The sequence below is a fragment of the Pseudomonas sp. LBUM1678 genome, from assembly GCF_059695575.1.
This window is the reverse complement of record NZ_CP166775.1, coordinates 3,321,876-3,341,680: the sequence shown is the minus strand read 5'-3', so window position 1 is coordinate 3,341,680 and position 19,805 is coordinate 3,321,876. Positions and strand designations below refer to the sequence as shown.

17 protein-coding genes are annotated in these 19,805 nt (G+C 58.8%); 12 read left to right on the top strand and 5 right to left on the bottom strand.

From position 1 onward, the window contains the following. Positions 1–91: 91 nt before the first annotated feature. Genes ACA070_RS15295 through ACA070_RS15285 form a run of 3 tightly spaced genes read left to right on the top strand, consistent with a single transcriptional unit; the run spans position 92 to position 3,781 of the window. Positions 92–1,630 carry an efflux transporter outer membrane subunit gene (locus ACA070_RS15295; RefSeq protein ID WP_497451853.1) on the top strand — a complete coding sequence of 513 codons (1,539 nt, stop codon included), beginning with the start codon at positions 92–94 and terminating at the stop codon, positions 1,628–1,630. Continuing rightward, positions 1,627–2,766: an HlyD family secretion protein gene (locus ACA070_RS15290; protein WP_497451852.1), complete on the top strand. Its 1,140-nt coding sequence runs from the start codon at positions 1,627–1,629 to the stop codon at positions 2,764–2,766. Before ACA070_RS15295 ends, ACA070_RS15290 begins: the two co-directional genes overlap by 4 nt. Further along, positions 2,756–3,781, top strand: a complete 1,026-nt coding sequence (locus ACA070_RS15285; RefSeq protein WP_497451851.1) for a DUF2955 domain-containing protein — start codon at positions 2,756–2,758, stop codon at positions 3,779–3,781. The genes ACA070_RS15290 and ACA070_RS15285 overlap by 11 nt, the downstream gene beginning before the upstream one ends. Here the strand turns inward: ACA070_RS15285 and ACA070_RS15280 are convergent. Continuing rightward, positions 3,766–4,221, bottom strand: coding sequence for a hypothetical protein (locus tag ACA070_RS15280; RefSeq protein ID WP_497451850.1), 456 nt, complete (start codon positions 4,219–4,221; stop codon positions 3,766–3,768). The two genes, ACA070_RS15285 and ACA070_RS15280, sit on opposite strands and share 16 nt — an antisense overlap. Positions 4,222–4,387: 166 nt before the next feature. Next, the gene (locus tag ACA070_RS15275; protein WP_497451849.1) at positions 4,388–4,684 is read right to left on the bottom strand and encodes a hypothetical protein; all 297 of its coding nucleotides are present in this window, start codon (positions 4,682–4,684) and stop codon (positions 4,388–4,390) included. A 169-nt stretch (positions 4,685–4,853) separates the two neighbouring features. Here ACA070_RS15275 and ACA070_RS15270 point away from each other — a divergent pair, with 169 nt between their 5' ends. Then, positions 4,854–7,241, top strand: a complete 2,388-nt coding sequence (locus tag ACA070_RS15270) for a DUF3772 domain-containing protein (RefSeq protein ID WP_497451848.1) — start codon at positions 4,854–4,856, stop codon at positions 7,239–7,241. A 98-nt stretch (positions 7,242–7,339) separates the two neighbouring features. On the opposite strand, the gene ACA070_RS15265 is transcribed toward ACA070_RS15270, so the two are convergent. From ACA070_RS15265 to ACA070_RS15255, 3 genes are all read right to left on the bottom strand, one after another. Next, complete coding sequence (locus tag ACA070_RS15265) at positions 7,340–8,383, bottom strand: alpha-xenorhabdolysin family binary toxin subunit B (protein ID WP_497451847.1); 1,044 nt, start codon at positions 8,381–8,383, stop codon at positions 7,340–7,342. 29 nt (positions 8,384–8,412) lie between these two features. After that, positions 8,413–9,612, bottom strand: coding sequence for an alpha-xenorhabdolysin family binary toxin subunit A (locus ACA070_RS15260; RefSeq protein ID WP_497451846.1), 1,200 nt, complete (start codon positions 9,610–9,612; stop codon positions 8,413–8,415). A gap of 267 nt (positions 9,613–9,879) precedes the next feature. Further along, the gene (locus ACA070_RS15255; RefSeq protein WP_497451845.1) at positions 9,880–10,788 is read right to left on the bottom strand and encodes a helix-turn-helix domain-containing protein; all 909 of its coding nucleotides are present in this window, start codon (positions 10,786–10,788) and stop codon (positions 9,880–9,882) included. Between the two features lie 158 nt (positions 10,789–10,946). Here ACA070_RS15255 and ACA070_RS15250 point away from each other — a divergent pair, with 158 nt between their 5' ends. From ACA070_RS15250 to ACA070_RS15215, 8 genes are all read left to right on the top strand, one after another. After that, on the top strand, positions 10,947–12,305 hold the full coding sequence (locus ACA070_RS15250; protein WP_462027219.1) for a glutamine synthetase family protein: 1,359 nt from the start codon (positions 10,947–10,949) through the stop codon (positions 12,303–12,305). A 137-nt stretch (positions 12,306–12,442) separates the two neighbouring features. Next, positions 12,443–13,531 carry a polyamine ABC transporter substrate-binding protein gene (locus tag ACA070_RS15245; RefSeq protein WP_497451844.1) on the top strand — a complete coding sequence of 363 codons (1,089 nt, stop codon included), beginning with the start codon at positions 12,443–12,445 and terminating at the stop codon, positions 13,529–13,531. After that, complete coding sequence (locus tag ACA070_RS15240; protein WP_497451843.1) at positions 13,528–14,820, top strand: NAD(P)/FAD-dependent oxidoreductase; 1,293 nt, start codon at positions 13,528–13,530, stop codon at positions 14,818–14,820. Before ACA070_RS15245 ends, ACA070_RS15240 begins: the two co-directional genes overlap by 4 nt. 298 nt (positions 14,821–15,118) lie before the next feature. Further along, entirely contained in the window at positions 15,119–15,715 is a 597-nt protein-coding gene (locus tag ACA070_RS15235) for a paraquat-inducible protein A (RefSeq protein WP_497451842.1), read from the top strand. After that, a complete protein-coding gene (locus ACA070_RS15230; RefSeq protein ID WP_497451841.1) occupies positions 15,712–16,371 on the top strand; it encodes a paraquat-inducible protein A in 660 nt (219 codons plus the stop codon). The genes ACA070_RS15235 and ACA070_RS15230 overlap by 4 nt, the downstream gene beginning before the upstream one ends. Beyond that, on the top strand, positions 16,352–18,007 hold the full coding sequence (locus tag ACA070_RS15225; protein WP_497451840.1) for a PqiB family protein: 1,656 nt from the start codon (positions 16,352–16,354) through the stop codon (positions 18,005–18,007). The genes ACA070_RS15230 and ACA070_RS15225 overlap by 20 nt, the downstream gene beginning before the upstream one ends. 17 nt (positions 18,008–18,024) lie before the next feature. Beyond that, positions 18,025–18,585 carry a PqiC family protein gene (locus ACA070_RS15220; RefSeq protein ID WP_497451839.1) on the top strand — a complete coding sequence of 187 codons (561 nt, stop codon included), beginning with the start codon at positions 18,025–18,027 and terminating at the stop codon, positions 18,583–18,585. Between the two features lie 206 nt (positions 18,586–18,791). After that, positions 18,792–19,805 carry an iron ABC transporter substrate-binding protein gene (locus ACA070_RS15215; protein WP_497451838.1) on the top strand — a complete coding sequence of 338 codons (1,014 nt, stop codon included), beginning with the start codon at positions 18,792–18,794 and terminating at the stop codon, positions 19,803–19,805.

Genomic DNA, 19,805 nt, shown 5'->3' with positions numbered 1-19,805 from the left:
AGAAGGTTTGAGGGTGCTTGAGAAGCTTAGCAGTCGGTTGCTCATTTGGACGGCTATGCTCCAGTGACCTTCCCTGGTTGGACGATACACAATGCATCGAGGCCGTTCCCTGCTGAGGCTGCCAGGCCACCTCTTCCTGTTCGGCGTACTTGGCCTGAGTGGCTGCGTGCGGCTGGGGCCGGATTTCCAGCCACCGGGCGAAACCTGGGTCGAACACTGGAACACCGCCGCCCTTGAACACACCAGCCAACGCGGGACGTACCCGGATATTCGCCAGTGGTGGGAGGCCTTCGACGATCCGCTGCTCAATCAGTTGATTGCCGAGTCAGATGCCCATAACTCCAGCCTGAAAATCGCCGGCCTGCGCGTGATGGAAGCCCGTGCCCAGTTGGGCATTGCGCAAAGCGGGCTCTACCCGCAATTGCAACAAGCCAGCGCCGATAGTTTGTACTTTAACCGCCGGCAATCGGGTGGCACCAATCCACAAGACAGCCATTTCTGGCAATACAGCGCCGGGTTTGACGTTGGCTGGGAGCTGGACTTCTGGGGGCGTTTCAGCCGAGCCATTGAATCGTCCGACGCCAGTTACTTTTCGGCCCAGGCCAACTATGAAGATGTGCTGGTGTTGCTGCGCGCCCAGGTCGCAGACACTTACTTCTCGTTGCGCACCACCGAGGCGCGATTGCGCGTTGCCCGGGAGAACGCCAAGCAGCAAAAACGCAATTTTGAAATCACCGAAAAGCTGTTCAACAGCGGCCAGCAAGCCGAACTCGACCTGCAACAAGCCAAAACCCAATACCTCGGCACGCTGAGCACCATCCCCACCCTCGAAGATCAGCTACAACGAACCCGCAATGCGTTGGCCGTGCTGATCGGGCAACCGCCCGGTACATTGCCGCAGGTGGCGGAAAACCAAGGGCTGATCCCGCTGGTCGATCGCGTCGTGCTCCAGGATGTACCGGCCAATCTGCTGCTGCGTCGGCCCGATGTGCGTGCCGCCGAGCTGAATGTCGCTGCCCAGTCGGCATTGATCGGCGTGGCCGAAAGTGATTTCTATCCGTCACTGACCTTGCTCGGCAGCATCGTCTGGTCGGCTGACACCCTCAACGGTACGTCCAGAAGCCTGGACCTGATCGGCGGCCCCAGCCTGCGCTGGAACCTGTTCGACCATGGCCAGATCAGCAACAACGTGCGCGTCCAGGATGCGCGGTTGCAGCAACTGATCGAGACGTATCGCGACAAAGTCCGCCAGGCTGCGCGCGAAGCTGACGATGCCGCCACAGGCTTGATCAAATCGCTGGAGCGCGAACGCATCCTGAGCGAGGCCGAAGTCGCCGCCAAACGCTCGCTGGTGCTGGCCAGCGCGCAGTACCGCGAAGGTTATTCGGACTTTCAGCGCGTGCTGGATGCACAGCGCGCATTGCTCGAACAACAGGACAACTACCTGGTCGCCCGCAGCAACGCCGTGAGCAATCTGATTGCCCTGTACAAATCACTGGGCGGTGGTTGGTACAGCGCCCAGCCCAAAGTCGATCAAGCCACCCGCCAGCAGATGGAAAAACGCACCGACTGGGGCGACCTGCTGACCGAGCCCGCCGCCCCCCCTGCCCCACAAGGTAAACAGCCATGAGTGAAGCCGCGCAGCCTGTCCCCGAGGCGCCCTCCCCCCAGCCGCCAGCGCCTGCCGCCGACCCGGCGAAAAAAGGCATTAAATGGGTGCTGCTCCTGATTCTCCTGAGCCTGGCGTGGTACCTGTCGGCCGATCGCTTCACGCCCTATACGCAACAAGCGCGGGTGGGTGCCTTTGTGATTCCGGTCGCCTCGGAAGTCGCCGGCCGGGTGATCCGCGTCAACGTGCGCAACAATCAAGACGTCCAGGCCGGCGACGTGCTGTTCGAGGTGGACCCGCAGCCGTACCAGATTGCCGTCGACCGCGCCCGCGCAGACCTTGAATCGACACGTCGACAGATCGGCGCCAGCACCGCCGGCATCGCCTCGGCACAAGCCAACTTGCGGGCCGCGCAGGCCAACGAACTCAAGGCGAAACAGGACAATCAGCGCCTCGAAGGCTTGTACCGCGAAGACCCCGGCACCATTTCCGTACGCTTGCTCGAAGTGTCTCGCGCCAACCGTGAACAGGCGGTCAGTCAGGTCGCTGCCGCCCGCGCCGAAGTGCAACGGGCGCGCGAGCAAGAAGGCGGCAGCGAGGAAGACAACGCCCTGTTGCGCAGCGCCGCCACGGCACTGTCGAAAGCCGAACTGGATTTGTCCAACACGCAGATTCGCGCACGCTCGGCGGGGCTGATCACCGATTTGCGCACCGACGCCGGGCAGTTCGCCGCGGCCGGTGGGGCGGTCATGACCCTGATTGCCATCCATGATGTATGGATCAGCGCAGACATGACCGAAAACAACCTCGGTCTGGTGGAGGTTGATACGCCGGTGGCGATCGTACTGGATGCGCTACCGGGCGAAGTGTTCGAGGGACGTGTGCGCAGTGTCGGTTACGGGGTCAGTGTCGGCCTGTCCCCTGCGCCCGGCACCTTGCCCAGCGTGCAAAACAGCCGCGACTGGCTGCGGCCGGCCCAGCGTTTTCCGGTGATTATCGAGTTCTCCGAGGACGCCAGAAAAAACTTGCGGGACAGCCGCGCCATTCGTGCCGGCGGGCAGGCTGAAGTCATGGCCTTCCCCACCCAAGGCAACCCGCTGAACCCGCTGGGCCGGATGTTTGTGGGGTTCATGAGCTGGCTTTCGTATGCCTACTAAACATACGCCCCGGGAACAGCGCGCACTGCGACTCGCCACCGGCACGGCGTTGTGCCTCGCCGCCAGCTTTGGCCTGGGATTACCGATCCCCTTTCTGGCGCCGGTGTTGTGCCTGATCCTGCTGGCCTCGATCAATCGCCCGTTGCCATTAAAAGCGGCCGTGGTGCTCGCAGTGGCCGCGATGTTGACCACGGGCCTCGGCCTGTTGTTGATTCCGATCCTGCGTTATTACCCCGTCACGGGCGTACTGCTGATCGGCCTGAGTCTGTTCCTGGTGTTCCGTTTCGGTTTGCGCGGCGGCAATGCCCTGATCGTGACCTTTCTGGTGATTGGCCTGACCATGATTTCCTCGGCCGGCGTCGCCGAATTCGATCTGGCGGCGCTGGTTATCGGTGCCCTGGTCAAGGGGCTGATGCTCGCCGTTGCGGTCGTGGCGCTCAGTCACGGGCTATTCCCGGATCCGCCGAATGCCCCTTCCCCGCCACCCGCGCCACCCCTGCCCGCCGAAGAGGTCAGCCGAGTGGCGCTACGTGCAACCCTGATCGTGTTGCCGACGTTTCTGCTGGCCCTGGTTGACCCGGCCGGCTATCTGCCGATCATCCTCAAGGCCGTCAGCCTGGGTCAGCAAAGCTCAACCACAAACGCCCACAACGCCGGTCGTGAACTCGTCGGGTCTACCTTGCTCGCCGGTTTGTTGGCGATCCTGTTCTGGAGCGCCCTCAGCCTGTTTGTGCACCTGTGGATGTTCTATTTGTGGATGCTGTTGTTCGGCCTGGTGCTGGCGCGCAAGATGTATGCCCTGAGCCCGACCCGGTTCACCCCGGGGTTCTGGCTCAACACGTTGATTACGCTGATTATCCTGTTGGGCCAGTCAGTTCAGGACAGCATCGCAGGCAAGGACGTATACACCGCGTTTGCGGTGCGCATGGGCTTGTTCCTCGCCGTCACGTTGTATGCCTGCCTGATGGTTTATCTGCTTGAGCAGCGGCCGCAAAAAGCTCAGGGATTAACCTGATAGCCCTTGCCTTGCAGGCAACTGCTGTACGCCGTTGAAGTGTTCGCGGTACTGGTTTTCTCTTGTGCCCGGCGCTCCTGACGCTGTCGCGAACCGCCGACCACCGCCCCCGCCGCAGCGGTCTCTTTGGCGCGATTCTGCCGATAGTCCTGCTTCACGTCGTCATCGACGCGGTCATAAGCCTCGTCATGCCGATTCCCACGCACTTGCGCCCCGGCCGCTCCGGCGGCGGCCCCCACGGCAGCACCTTTCAGACGCCCTCCGGAGGGAGGCGGCGCCGTCGACGCAGCCTGGCTGGCCGCGATGCTGTTGCATTCATTGATGTCCAGTTGGGTCTGTTGCGAACTCTGCCCCTTCATCGGAACGACCGTTGCAGCCCAACCCTGGGTGCATGAAACCGACAAGAGAACCCACAAGCCAAGGGACGATACATTGCTCATATGACCTCCAACGCAGCTCGTCACTCTGCAAGAACGCAGGCTGGATAAACCGCTGACGGTTGATGACGGGCTCGATTCAGCAACAAGAAGTGTAGATCACCCAGCACCCGCTCTCTGTGGATGTTCTTTCTGTTGAGGCTGCTAGTCGAGGGCCTGAACCCGCCCCTTAAGGGGTCACCTGATATCCCTTCCCCAGCAGACAGTTTGTATACGCCAGCCTCGTGGCGTCATCGCCCCCCTCATAAAACTCGTCATGCTGACGCCCGGGCTGTTCAGCCACGGTTGTACCTGCAGCAGGCGCCGCCGTAGTGCCCTGGCTGAGCGCTACGTCATGGCAGTCATCAATATCGAGTTGGGCTTGTTGCGAGGTCTGTCCCTGCATCGGCACGACCGTTTGGGCCCAGACCCGGGTGCATGAAACCGACAATAGAACGCACAGGCCAATAGACGAAAGCTTGTTCATGGTGACCTCCCCGGGGCCTTGTTGAGCAACCAAGAGTGTAGATCACGCGGCATCCACTCCCCGCGTGGTATTGCCGGATCCGGACGGTGAACAGGATTCTTTTCGATCGTTTTGGCGTGATGGCCTAACCTCATAGGTTGAGCGACCCACAACAGAGTCGAGCACTCCCATGCGTAATGCATTGAAGTCAATAATGTTCGTCGTGCTCACGCTGCTTGGAACCAGTGGCGGAGCGCTGTCGGCCGCCGACATACCGGCGACTCTAGCCGCGACGTCGGGCACTTCGTCGTTTGCAGTCTCCCAGAGTGATCTGCAAAACCTGCAAATCCGCCTTGACCGAATCAAGCAACAGATTTCGCTGGCCAATAACCTCACCCAGATGGTCGGCCTGCAAGACTCCGTTCAATTGTTTATCAATGATGTGGATAGTCTGCAGTCATCCTTGCTGCCCGAACAGAAGCAACTGCAAGCCCAACTTGATGTGTTGGGCCCGGTATCACCGGAGGATGTCGGGTCGGAGGAGTCGGATATTTCGACGCAAAGAACCTATCTGTCCGAGCAAAAGACCAAAGTCGACTCCAACCTTAAAACCCTGACGGCACTTAGAAACAATGCTGCCGGCCTCATCACTCAAATTGCCGGTATTCGACGCAGCCTGCTGGAAACCGAAGTCACGCTGCGCAGCGGCAGTATTCTGGGGTCGGCGTTTTGGGCGCCGTTGTTTAATCCGCTCAAGGAGGACCGCCAGCGCCTGAGCGATTTTATCCAGCAGGCCTCCAGCGCAATCAAGGCAGCCTGGCAACCCGGCGAGCGCCTGTTTGCCGTCTTGTTGATCGTGCTGGCCGTGGGCATTTGGTCCTGGGGCCGAAGAGTCGCAGAGCGCGGGCTGACCTGGCTTTGCATTCATCGAATGCCTGAGGGACGTTTGCGTCGAAGTACGCTCGCACTGGCGTCTGTCGTGGCCACGCTTTTAACCACCGCCGGTGCGATGCATCTGCTGTTTTATGCGCTCACTCGACAACTACCGTTGACACCGCTGATTCAGAACTTTGCTGATGAATTCGAAAAAGTCATCTATGTCTGCATCCTGATTACCGGTCTGAGCCGGGCGCTGCTGTCGACCAACCATCCCTCCTGGCGGCTGCCGGCTATCGCCGATCCCGTGGCACTGGCGATCAAGCCCTTCCCCAGGGTATTGGCCGTCACGCTGCTGATTCTGGTAGGCCTGGCACAAATCACCAACGTCACCGGCATGAGCGCCCCCGCCATCCTCTTTGGCCGAGGGGTGATCGCGTTTGTGGTCACGCTGATTATCGGTGCGTTGTTCCGGCGTGCCAGCAAAGCCCGAAGAGCGGTGGTAGCCACCGGTGAAGCACCCGAATCAAGCACTACCCTCGCCGGCCTGATCTATTCGTTTGCCGGCATTGCCGTTTTTGTCGCGATGCTTTCGCTGCTGATCGGCTATGTCTCCCTGGCAAGGTTCATCACTTACCAACTGGTCTGGGGATTTATCATCCTGTCTGGCTTCTACTTGCTGACTCAATTGCTGAAAGACAGTTGTGAGTACCTGTTTTCACCCAAGAGTCCCAGCGGCAAGGCGTTCAAACAATTGCTCGGGATTGGCGATGTGCGCCTTGAGCAAGTGTCGGTCATCTTGTCCGGGGCCGGTCGCGCCGCTTTACTGCTGTTTGGCGTCATTTCACTGTTTGTGGGTGGCGTCGGCACAACGCTCGGGCAACTATTCACCCAGATGTTTGCCATCCTCGGCGGCGACGGCCTGCGCAAGTTCAATATCATCCCGGGCCACTTGTTGAATGCGGTACTGGCCCTGTTGATCGGCATCTACCTGATCCGATCACTGCGCCGATGGCTGGATAACGAGTTCCTGCCGAAAACCGACATGGACCCCGGCATGTGTGCCTCCCTCAGCACACTGTTCGCCAATATCGGCTACGCCCTGGTGATTCTGATGACGTTGTCATCCCTGGGCATCAAGTGGACCAACCTGGCGTGGATCGTCAGCGCCTTGTCGGTGGGGATCGGTTTCGGTTTGCAGGAAATCGTCAAGAATTTCGTCTCCGGGCTGATTCTCCTGACCGAACGCCCGGTCAAGGTCGGCGACCTGATCAGCATCAGCGGTGTCGAAGGCGACATCCGCCGCATCAACGTCAGGGCCACCGAAATACAACTCAGTGACCGCTCGATCGTCATCGTGCCCAACTCCCAACTGATTTCACAAAACCTGCGCAACGTCACCCTCGGCGGCAGTGCACAAGGGGTGGCGACACTTGAACTGGTGTTCCCGCTGGACATCGATCCCGAGCAGGTACAAAACCTGCTGTACGACACCTACGCAGAGCACGAAACCATCCTCGATAAACCGGCGCCCTTCGTTCGCTTCAGCAAACTGAGCCCCGATGGCATCACGCTGACGGTCACCGGTTACGTCAGCAGCCCGAGAATCGTCGGCACGACCAAGAGTGATCTGCTGTTTGAAATCCTCAAGCGGTTGGGCGCGGCGGGTATTGAACTGGCGAAACCAGCAGCTACGGTCTGAGATCAAAAGATCGCAGCCTCGTTTCACTCGACAGCTCCTACAGGGGAACGCGCACACCTGTAGCAGCTGTCGAGTGAAACGAGGCTGCGTTTAATGGCCTAGTTGATCAGCGTGCTGTTGTAGTCCCCCGACAGCCCCTCAAGATGATTCCTGTACCGCGTCAGCAATCTGGACAGCCCAGCCTGGTTGTATTCCAGGTTTTTCAGCGTCTCAAGGTGCATTGAAAACCCGCGCCACACACCCGCCACGACAATGATCTCTTCACCGGCAGTCCTGCGTCGGCGGCCTATTTCCGCGACGGCGCTGATATCGGAAAAGAGGTCTTCGGCACTCTGAAGCTCGTTATTGAGGCCTTCGACCAACCGCGTAATTGACTCAATCTCCAGGTCCAGATTGTTGCGTGAGGTCGCGAGCTGAGTGTATTTGATGCCGTCAGAGACCACCCCCAGTACCTTCCTGACCAGTTCAATGCCTTGTTTGACGGCTTCCTTTTTCGGATTGGCCATGTCCAGACCGTCCAATATTTTTCCGTCAGGAATGTAATTCTTGTACATGTCGGCCAGGTTGAATTCGCGAATCACGTCCTGTGCCTTGATCAACGTGTCCCGCTGCTCCACGCACGTCGCTTTATTGAGGTGGTGATCATTAAGCTGGGCCAGAATCCTGGCTTTGCGGTCGCGCGCGACCTTCAGAGGTTCATCTGTGTGCTCGCCGATTTCGATCTTGTAAAGGCTTTGGACTTCGCTCTCAAGCAGCCGCGAGCGTGCGATGAATTTCGCCTCAACGCCCTCCAGCAACGCCTCGATGTTACCTTTGACATTCGCCAGTTCGTCGACCACCAGCGCCCGATCTTCCGGGGTCAGGTCATACCTGGCCAAGGCGCCATTCAATTCATCAAGCACCTCAAACCACTGTTGCCCGGAGGCGTTGTTCAGTGCGGTCAGCAAGACCGGGAATGATTCACGCAGGGCGGTATCGATATTGTTCAAATACGCGACCACACGATGTGCTCGCTCCTGCAGCACGTCTGGCCGATCGTTTCTGAAGTTCGCCAGCCTGGAGATATCACGAATGGTTTGAATGATGTTTTTTACGTCAATGACCGGAATAACCGGGGCGTCGATCTGCGTCACGCTGCTCATGGCAATAATCCTTTTGTCCGCTGGGCAAATCAGTTGAAGGTTTTTTTGTATTCTTCGAGGGCTTCGTTAAACACCGTCACCAAATCACCTGCAGTGTTCTTTACGTCGCGCCACGGATCGATCACCTGCGCGAATTCGGCGACAAACGAGGTCAGGCGCAAGGCGTTGTTGATGCGCCCGAACTGATCGGCCGATGAATCAACCTTGCTCAGAATGGTTTGCCACATCGTGTTCAAGATATTGAGTGCCGCTTCAGCGCCGGCCATGCGGATGCCGATATCACCGAAGTTGGACATGGAACTTTCGATGGCGCTCTGCAAGTTCTCCTTGCCACTGACGGCCAGTTCCAGCGCGTCGATCTCGGTTTTAAGGGCATTGCGCTCTTTACGGGCGGTCTCGGCTTTCGGGCCGAAGATCGAACCTGAAATCGGCCAGAAAATCGGCAGTCCTCCCGAGAACGACATGCCGACGTAATAGTCGTAATCCTTGTCGAGCTGGGTGATCCGCGCCTTCTTTTCCTTGATCGTTTCTTTGGTACTGGCGATGGATGCGAGCAAGTTGTTGCGTTCCATCAATTCGTACTTGCCCTTCACTTCGGACTGCAAGCCAAAGACCCGTTTACCCCCGGACAGCTCGCCGCCCGAGAGCTCGATCTTGAAATTGGACAGACGATCTTTCAGCTCCTGGGTCGCGCTTTGCTGGCGTTTGATATCGACCTTCATCAGCTCGATGATTTCCGTCACGGCAGACGCTACTTCGCCGTCGTCAGACGTATAGCGGATGCCTTCGAGATCGTTTTGGCTCATCTCGCCCAACGTCGTCCGGACGCGGTCCATGATGGGCATTTCCTTGATGACGGAAATGATTTCGCTGCCACTGCTGACGATGTTTTTGGCGGCGGAACTCAGGTCAATACTTTGCTGGACGATTTTGTCTTCCACCGCATCCCAGCTGGCGGCATGAATTCTGATTTTCTTGAACAACACCTGGATATCGCTGGGTTCCAGCCCGGCGATGTCCACGCGGGTGTACTTCAGGTATGACTCAACCTGCGGCAACTCGCTGGGCAGCGCGAGGCCTTTTTTTACATACTGCTTTATCTGGATCACATCTTCTTTGGTAAAGATCCCGGCGCTGCGGGCCGCGCCGGGAAACTCGCCCGAGATAAGTTGCAGTACCGCTTTTGGAAGGTCATGGCTGGTTTCTGATTCATTCAACAGCACAGTCATTGTGTTTGCCTCGGTTCGTTCAAATCGATACACGACTTGTATCGACGAGCAGAAACCTAGATGACCTTTGCGCCTGACTCAAATCAGCTTAAATACAATACAGATGACGTAACTGATTGATCTTCAACTAATAAATATCAGAATTGAAGAATCTCGAAACATCGAGCCACACTTGCAGGAAATGACCTACAGACGAGGATTATAGAAAACGCCTGAACTCGTACAAGAATTTCAAGTTTGCAATAACCGCTTCTTTTATTAGTGCGATCAGCGTTGACTAGTGCGTTTTAGGGTTTCGCTCGGCAACTCTTTGAACAACGCCCGATAACTGCTGGAAAACCGCCCCAAATGCCAGAACGACCAATTCATCGCCACTTCGGCAACGGTGGTGTCATTCGGCGTTCGAGCGAGCAATTCGCGGTGGGCGCTGTTGAGTCGGCGCAGGCGCAGCCAGTGGGTCGGTGTCATCCCGGTGAAGGCCTTGAACGCGTGCTGCAACTGACGCAGAGAAACCCCGGCCACCTGCGAAAGCTCCATCAGATTGAGGGTTTCTTCCGGTGAATCGGCGGCCCACTCGCCGATGCGTTTCATCACCGCGCGTTCTTCGGTGCGGCGTTGCAGGCCGCCCCGATCGAGGCACACGCAGGCGTTGTCGAGGATGTACAGGCAATCCTCGAGCAATTGCTGAGTCAGCGCTTCTTTGCTGGGTGGGTCGAGGGTTTCGGCGAGCCGGGTCAAGGTGCCGCTCAACCAGCGGCTGAACAATGCGTTCTGCCCCGAGTTCAGCGGCGACATGAACAACCCTTCCAGCCGCGCAACATTCAAACCGTGACGCTGCACGAACTCCGGACCGAACACCACGGCGATTTCCTGGTAGTTCTCCGGGGTGATCCAGATGTTGCGGCTTTCGCCATTCAACACGTACAGCGCGTTGTCGCTGCGATCAAAACAGAACGCCAGCGAACCCTCAGGCGCACTGAAATTCTGTTCGACCCGGGTGTTCATCTGCTCTTCGTAAATCTCCACGCCTTGCAGGTCCAGGTAGCGCACGCGCCCGGCGAAATGCCCCGGCGACATCTGCTGGTAATGCTGGACCCAACCCGGCGTGGCGCGAATTTGCGCGGCGACATCGTCGGTGTTGAACGCTTGAACATGGATCGGACTGGACGCTGACATGAAGACCTTACGCACTTATTTGGTGCGTTTTGGTGCTGCTTAAAGTGGATAGATGGAACCGCAAGGCTCGCCCAAGATAGTCGTCAACGCGTCTCAGGGGAAGTGTGTGGTGGATGAAACCGCCCTCCCCGGCGTTAAAAACCAATAACGAGGTCTTTATGAATGTCCCTTTCGATCAGCTGTTCACGTGGCTGAAAGATCACAAGATTACCGAAGTCGAGTGTGTGGTCAGTGACTTGACCGGCATTGCACGCGGCAAAATTGCACCCACCAACAAGTTCCTGCATGAGCGAGGCATGCGCCTGCCGGAAAGTGTGCTTTTGCAAACGGTAACCGGGGACTTTGTCGACGACGACATCTACTACGACCTGCTCGACCCCGCCGACATCGACATGGTCTGCAAGCCCGTCGCGGACGCGGTCTACGTAATCCCATGGGCCATCGAACCGACCGCCATTGTGATCCACGACACCTTCGACAAGTTCGGCAACCCGATTGAGCTGTCGCCGCGCAACGTGCTGAAGAAAGTGCTGCAGCTGTACACCGACAAAGGCTGGCGGCCGATTGTCGCGCCGGAAATGGAGTTCTACCTGACCCAGCGCTGCGAAGACCCTGACTTGCCGCTCAAGGCACCGCTGGGTCGTTCGGGGCGGGCGGAAAGCGGTCGTCAGTCGTTTTCCATCGATGCGGCCAACGAATTCGATCCGCTGTTCGAAGACGTCTACGACTGGTGCGAACTGCAAGGCCTGGACCTTGACACGCTGATCCACGAAGACGGCCCGGCGCAGATGGAGATCAACTTCCGGCATGGCGATGCGCTGGACCTGGCCGACCAGATCACCGTGTTCAAACGCACGATGCGTGAGGCGGCGCTCAAGCACAACGTCGCAGCGACCTTCATGGCCAAGCCGATTGGCGACGAGCCCGGCAGCGCCATGCACATCCACCAGAGCGTGGTCGACATCGCCACCGGGCAGCCGATCTTCGCCAATGCCGACGGCACCATGAGTGAGCTGTTCCTGCACCACATCGGCGGCTTGCAAAAGTACATCCCGAAAGTGCTGCCGATGTTCGCACCCAACGTCAACTCGTTCCGCCGCTTCCTGCCGGACACTTCGGCACCGGTCAACGTCGAATGGGGCGAAGAAAACCGCACCGTCGGCCTGCGTGTGCCGACCTCCACGCCGGATTCGATGCGCGTGGAAAACCGCTTGCCGGGGGCTGACGCCAACCCGTACCTGGCGATTGCGGCCAGTTTGTTGTGCGGTTACCTGGGCATGGTTGAGCGCATCGAGCCGAGTGCGGCGGTGCAAGGTCGAGCCTACGAGCGCCGCAACCTGCGCCTGCCGATCACCATCGAGGATGCGCTGACACAGATGGAAGAGTGCGAAACCATCGGACGGTATCTGGGCGACAAATTCGTACGGGGTTATGTGGCGGTCAAGCGTGCCGAACACGAGAACTTCAAGCGGGTGATCAGCTCCTGGGAGCGTGAGTTTTTGATGCTTAGTGTCTGATGTTGATGCCCCATCGCGAGCAGGCTCACTCCTACATTTGGAATGCATTCCCCTGTGGGAGCGAGCCTGCTCGCGATGGCGGCCGCCCGAACACCAAAGAAACGCCGGAAGAATCCAATAATTAGAAGAGGTGTCGAATGCGTCTATTGAAACCCATGGTTCCGGCCGCGCTGGCCGTGCTGTTCAGTGCCGTTGCCCAGGCTCAGCCTACCGTCAGCGTCTACAACTGGACCGATTACATCGGCGAAACCACCCTCGTCGACTTTCAGGCCAAGACCGGGATCAAGGTGATCTACGACGTATTCGATTCCAACGAAACCCTTGAGGGCAAATTGCTCGCCGGCCGCACCGGGTATGACGTGGTCGTGCCGTCTAACCACTTCCTCGCCCGTCAGGTGAAGGCCGGCGCGTTCCTCAAGCTGGACCGAGCGCAGTTGCCCAATTTCAAGAACCTCGACCCGAAACTGTTGGCGCTGCTGGAGAAAAACGATCCGGGTAACGAGCATTCCGTGCCGTACCTGTGGGGCACCAACGGCATTGGCTACAACGTCGACAAGGTCAAGCAAGTGCTCGGCATCGACCGCATCGATTCCTGGGCGGTGCTGTTCGAACCGGAAAACATCAAGAAGCTCAGCCAGTGCGGCGTGTCGATGATGGACTCGGCCGATGAGGTGTTCCCGGCGATTCTCAATTACATGGGCCTGGACCCGCGCAGCGAGAACCCCGAGGACTTCAAAAAAGCCGAAGCCAAGCTGTTGAGCATCCGGCCTTACATCACCTATTTCCACTCGTCCAAGTACGTCTCGGATCTGGCCAACGGCGATATCTGCGTGGCCTTTGGCTATTCCGGTGACGTGTTCCAGGCCGCGAACCGGGCCAAGGAAGCCAAGAACGGCGTGAACATCGCCTACGCCATTCCGAAGGAAGGCAGTAACTTGTGGTTTGACCTGCTGGCGATTCCCGCCGATGCCGGCAACCCGAAGGACGCCCACGCTTTCATCAACTACCTGCTGGATCCGCAAGTGATTGCCAAGGTCAGCGCCTCGGTCGGCTACGCCAACCCGAATTCGGCCGCCAAGCAATACATGGACGCTGAGCTGGTGAACAACCCTGAGGTTTATCCACCCCAGGAAGTTCTCGACAAACTCTACATTTCGACCACCCCGCCCCAGGCGATCATGCGACTGATGACCCGTTCCTGGAGCAAAGTGAAGTCCAACAAATGAATAACGAACACGCACATTCCTATTACGCGGCGACAGCCAATAGCCTGACGCCCTACCCCACGCTGGCCTCGGACCTTGTGGCCGATGTCTGCGTGATCGGCGGCGGTTTCACCGGCGTCAACACGGCGATCGAACTGGCTCAACGCGGGCTCTCGGTCATTCTGCTGGAGGGTCGGCGGATCGGCTGGGGCGCCAGCGGGCGCAATGGCGGGCAACTGATCCGCGGCATCGGGCATGACGTCAGCGGTTTCACCCGTTACGTCGGTGAGGACGGCGTGCGCTATCTGGAGCGTGCGGGTATCGAATCGGTGGAACTGGTGGGCAATCGCATCCGTGAACACGGGATTGAGTGCGACCTGCGCTGGGGGTTCTGCGAGCTGGCCAATACCAAGGCACAGTTCGTGGCGTTCCAGGCGGAGCAGGTAAGTCTGGCCGAATCAGGTTACGCCCATGAAACGCGCCTGGTCGGGCCGGAGCAGATCCGCGAGCAAGTGGTGAATTCAGGCGTCTATGCCGGCGGTCTGATCGACATGGGCTCGGGCCATTTGCACCCGCTCAATCTGGTGCTGGGCGAAGCAAAATTGGCGCAATCCCTTGGCGTGCAGATCTTCGAGCAGAGCCCGGTGCTGGAGTTGATCCATGGCAGCACGGTGCAGGTTCGTTGTGCCGGCGGCACGGTGCGCGCCGGCAGTCTGGTGCTGGCGTGTAACGCACACCTGGAAGAACTCGAACCGAAACTCAGCGGCAAGGTGCTCCCGGCGGGCAGCTACATCATTGCCACCGAACCGTTGGCGCCTGAGGTTGCAGCGCAACTGATCCCGCAGAACCTGGCGTTGTGCGACCAGAAAGTCGGCCTCGATTACTACCGGCTCTCGGCGGACCGGCGCTTGCTGTTCGGCGGTGCCTGCCACTATTCCGGGCGCGATCCGGCCGATATCACCGCGTACATGCGCCCGCAGATGCTCAAGGTCTTCCCGCAACTGCGCGATGTGCGCATCGACTATCAGTGGGGCGGCAGGATTGGCATCTCCGCCAATCGTTTTCCGCAGGTCGGGCGCTTGAGTCAGCACCCGAACGTGTTTTATGCCCAGGGTTACTCCGGGCATGGGCTGAACGTGACGCATTGGTGCGCGAAGCTGTTGGGCGAAGCGATCCATGCCGGGCACAGTAAAGGGTTCGATGTGTTTAGCGCGGTGCCGCACATGACCTTTCCGGGTGGGCCGATGCTGCGCTCGCCTTTGCTGGCGCTTGGGATGTTCTGGTATCGCCTGCGTGAGTTGGTTGGCTGAATATCAGCCGTATGCAAAACCTGTGGCAATGGGGCTTCTGTGGCGAGGGGGCTTGTCGGACCGCCGCACCGCCCCGTTGGAGTGCGAAGCGCTCCCAAAATTTTTGACAGTTGCCAAGATTTTTGGGGCTGCTGCGCAACCCAACGGGGGCAAGCCCCCTCGCCACAGAAGCCCCCCCCGGACCACAGGTCCTCGTCTATCCCAATGAATTGTTTAGGCCTTTCGATTTGCTCAATCGCAAGGCACTTCTATATTGAGGGTGTGCTCTGACTTTCCTGCTTCCTGGCGAGTGCGGCCTATGGCTACGACTGACCAACTGATCATCTGCGAGCACTGCGACTGCGTGTATGAAAAAGTCACGCTCGCCAAACATCAAAAAACCCTGTGCACACGCTGCGGCGGCGTGCTTCAGCGCTATAACGGCCTGACGGTGGAGCAACGCCTGGCGTTGACCTGGACCGCGTTGGTGCTGTGGATTTTCGCCAATTTCTACCCGGTCATGAGCATCAGCCTCAAAGGCCTGAAAAACAGTGCAACACTCTGGGATTCAGTAATAGCCCTGAGTCTTGGGCCTATTACGTTCATCGCCATGGTGGCGGCAATCGCGATGATCATCGCACCGATTTTCCAGCTGTTGCTGCTGATCTGGGTGCTGAGCTACGCCCTCGCCTCCCGGCGCTCACCCGGTTTTAAATTCTGCATGCGCTGGCTGGAAACCTTGCGGCCGTGGAGCATGCTGGAAGTCTGTCTGTTGGGGGCGATGGTCGCGGTCATCAAGCTCGCCGGGCTGCTGGATGTGCTGCCCGGCATCGGCCTGTTCGCCCTGGCCGTGCTCAGCCTGATGATGATCCGCATCGCCGGGCGCGATGTCCGTGATCTGTGGGACACCTTATGACAAGGCCTCCGATCGCCAGCGAACTCAACCTGTGCCTGTGCCACAGTTGCGGACTGGCCTGTGACATAACCCTGCATCCTCACGAATGCGAACGCTGCGGCGCACCGCTGCATCAACGCAAAACCAACGCGCTGGCCCGGACCTGGGCCTACCTGTTGGCCTCCCTGGTGTTTTACATCCCGGCCAATCTGTTGCCGGTCATGAACACCAAAATGGTTGGCAATGGCGCCGACAGCACAATTATGAGCGGCGTGCTGGATTTCTGGCAGCACGGCGCCTGGGACATCGCCCTGATCATTTTTATCGCGAGCATCGCGGTGCCGGGCATCAAGTTCGGCGCCCTGATGCTGCTGCTGATCACGGTGCAGCGCGACAGCCTGTGGGCGCGCAAAGAACGATCGAAGCTGTACCGTTTCGTCGAAGTCATCGGTTACTGGTCCATGCTCGACGTGATCGTGGTGGCCCTGGTCGCTTCGCTGGTGAAGTTTCAAGCCCTGGCCGATATCGAACCGCGCCCGGGCATTCTGTTTTTTGGTCTGGTGGTGGTGTTCACCATGCTGTCAGCGATGAGCTTCGATCCGCGAATGATCTGGGATAAAGAGCCGTCGGATAAACCACACAACGAGGAGACCATGGATGAAGTCGCAAGCCACTGAAGGGGCACAGCCCCCTGGACAGGCCCCAATCAAGACTCGTCGTTTCAGCGTCTCATTGGTCTGGATCGTGCCCATCGTCGCGGTACTGGTGGGGATTTCCCTGGTAATCCACAGCATCATGCAGGAAGGCCCGACCATCACGGTCACGTTCAAGACCGGCAGTGGTCTCACCGCCAACAAAACCGAGGTCAAATACCGCAATGTGGTGATCGGGCATGTCTCGGACGTGGAACTGAGTAACGACCAGAAGAGTGTCAACGCCACGATCAAACTGGCCAAACAGGCGGAAAGCTTCACCCGCGAAGACTCGCAATTCTGGGTGGTGCGTCCGCGTATCGGTGCCGGCGGCGTGTCGGGCATCGATACCCTGCTTTCTGGTGACTACATCGGCGCCGATATCGGCCAGGCGAACAACCGCGCGAAGAACTTCACAGGGTTGGAAAACCCGCCGCCCATCACCTATGGCGAGCCGGGCAAGCGCTTCACCTTGCACACCCAGGACCTCGGGTCGCTGGATATCGGCTCGCCGGTGTATTACCGAAAAATTCCGGTCGGCCAGGTGGTGGCCTATGCCCTCGACCCTGACGGCAAAGGCGTGAACATCGACCTGTTCATTCACTCCCCCAATGACGCCTACGTCACCGAAAACACCCGGTTCTGGAACGCCAGCGGCATCGATGTCAGCGTCGGCGCCAATGGTTTTGCGGTGAAGACCGAGTCGTTGTCCTCGCTGTTGGTGGGCGGCATCGCCTTCCGCGCGCCGGAGTACAGCCCCAGCGATAAACCGGCGCCTGAAGAGTATGCGTACGAACTGTTCCCCGATCAGCAAACCGCCCTCGCCCCGCCCAGTGGCAAGGGTCAATACCTGAGCCTGCGTTTCGACCAGGCCCTGCGCGGCCTCAAGGTCGATGCCCCGGTGGAGTTCCTCGGCGTGGAGTTTGGCAAAGTGGTGTCGATCAATCTGGATTTCGATGCGAAAAAACGCACCTTTCCGGTCAACGTTGGGATCATGATCTACCCGCAGCGCCTGGGTCAGGCCCACACCAAAATGCTCCAGGCGCTGAATCATGATCCCAATGATGAAGCCGCGGGTGTGCGGTTGATGGGCACTTTCGTCGAGAACGGTCTGCGCGCCCAGGCCCGCAGCGGCAATCTGCTGACCGGCCAGCTGTATATCTCACTGGATTTCTACCCCAAGGCCGAAAAAGTCGCGTTCAATCCGAGTGCCCGTCCGGTCAGTATTCCGACCGTTCCCGGCAGCCTCGAACAGTTGCAGGAAAAACTTGAAGGCATGGTCGACAAGATCAATCAACTGCCGATCGGGCGGATTGCCGGCAATCTGGACAGTAACCTCGTCGAACTGCGCAAAGGCCTGACCCAGTTCAATGCCAAGACCCTGCCCGGCGTGCAAACCACCCTGGCCGACGTCAGCAAGACGTTGCAATCGGCCAGTTCGACGCTCGCCGAAGACTCGCCGCAGCGGGAACAGTTGACCCAGACCCTGGACGAACTCGGGCGCATGTCGCGCTCCTTGCGTGAACTCTCGGATTACCTCGGGCGGCATCCGGAATCGTTGATTCGCGGCCGGCCCAACAACGCCGCACCAATAGATATGCAGGCGCCACCGCGCAACTGACCAAAGGAGCAACACCCATGGCTTTATCGCTGAAGATCACCTTGGTCACCGCGCTGTTACTGCTCACCGCTTGCCGCAGTGATCCGATCCAGTTTCACACGTTGATTCCAGCGCAATTGAGCGCCAATTCGAGGGGTGGTGCCGCAGAGATTCAGATTGAAGGCATCAGCGTTCCGCCCCAGGTCGATCGGCCGCAGATCGTTATTCGCCAGGGCAACAGCGGCCTGGCAATACTCGAAACTGAATGGTGGGCCGCCAGTCTCGTGGATGAATTGCGCAGCGCCATGGTCGATCAACTGGTCAACAGCAATCCTGCGCGCAAACTGTCCGTGCGCCTGGATGTGCAGCGTTTCGACTCGATTCCCGGGCAATACGCCTTGATTGACGTCAAATGGCGCCTGCGCGATCTCGGCGAAAGCGATACCACGCTGGTGACCTGCCGCAGCACGTTGCAGACACCTTCAGGGCCCAGCGTTGACGAGTTGGTGGCGGCGCATCAGAACAACGTCAAGCGTTTGGCCGCTGCGATCAGTCAGGCTGCCGGCGGAGCTTCGAAAGGCTGCCCATCCAGTCAATGACGACATCGTTTGATTCAGATCCATCGGGCAAGGGGCCGAGTCGCTGCTAATCTGAATGAAAATGACATGTATTAACGGTCTCTTTGACGTTTTTTTCTCATTTTGCGCTCTACATTCCCTGCGACTTGCACCATGCAAACGGTTCGCATCGATTTGCCAGCGAATTGACGTGCATGCCTTCTAAAAGAACTGGAGCTGCCGACAGAATGATCACCCCTACCCCTTCATTCCTCAAAACGGCCTTGCTGGCCACTGCCCTGCTCAGCGCCGGACAGGTGTTTGCAGCGGACACCGACGGCATCGTGGTCTACAACGCGCAACACGAAAGCCTGACGAAAGCCTGGGTCGAAGGCTTTACCCAGGAAACCGGCATCAAGGTCACCGTGCGCAATGGCGACGATAGCGAGATGGGTAACCAGATCGTGCAGGAAGGCGCCGCTTCTCCGGCCGATGTGTTCTTGACCGAGAACTCCCCGGCCATGGTGCTGGTAGACAACGCGGGGCTGTTCGCACCGGTTGCGCCGGCCACCCTGGAACAAGTCGATGCCGCTTATCGTCCGGCCCACGGCAAATGGGTCGGGATCGCCGCGCGCTCCACAGTGTTTGTCTATAACCCGAGCAAACTGCCCGAAGCCGACTTGCCAAAATCGCTGATGGACCTCGCAACCCCGGCCTGGAAAGGTCGCTGGGGCGCTTCGCCGGCCGGTGCCGACTTCCAGGCGATCGTCGCGGCCGTACTGGAACTCAAGGGTGAAGCGGCAACGCTGGAGTGGCTCAAAGGGATGAAAACCAACTTCACCGCCTATCGCGGCAACAGTTCGGTGCTCAAAGCGGTGAATGCCGGACAGGTCGACAGCGGCGTGATCTATCACTACTACAGCTTCGGCGACCAGGCCAAGACCGGCGAAAACAGCAAGAACACCGCCCTGCACTACTTCAAGCACAAGGACCCCGGTGCGTTTGTCAGTGTCTCGGGGGGCGGCGTTCTCGCGTCCAGCCAACACAAGGAACAGGCCCAGGCATTGCTGAAATGGATCACCGGCAAGGACGGCCAGGAAATCCTCAGGACCGGCAAATCGTTCGAATACGCCGTGGGCAAAAACGCACAATCCAACCCGAAACTGGTGCCTTTGCAGCAGCTCGACGCCCCTGCGGTCGATGCTTCAAAACTCGACAGCAAAAAAGCCGTGGAGCTGATGACTCAGGCGGGACTGCTTTAA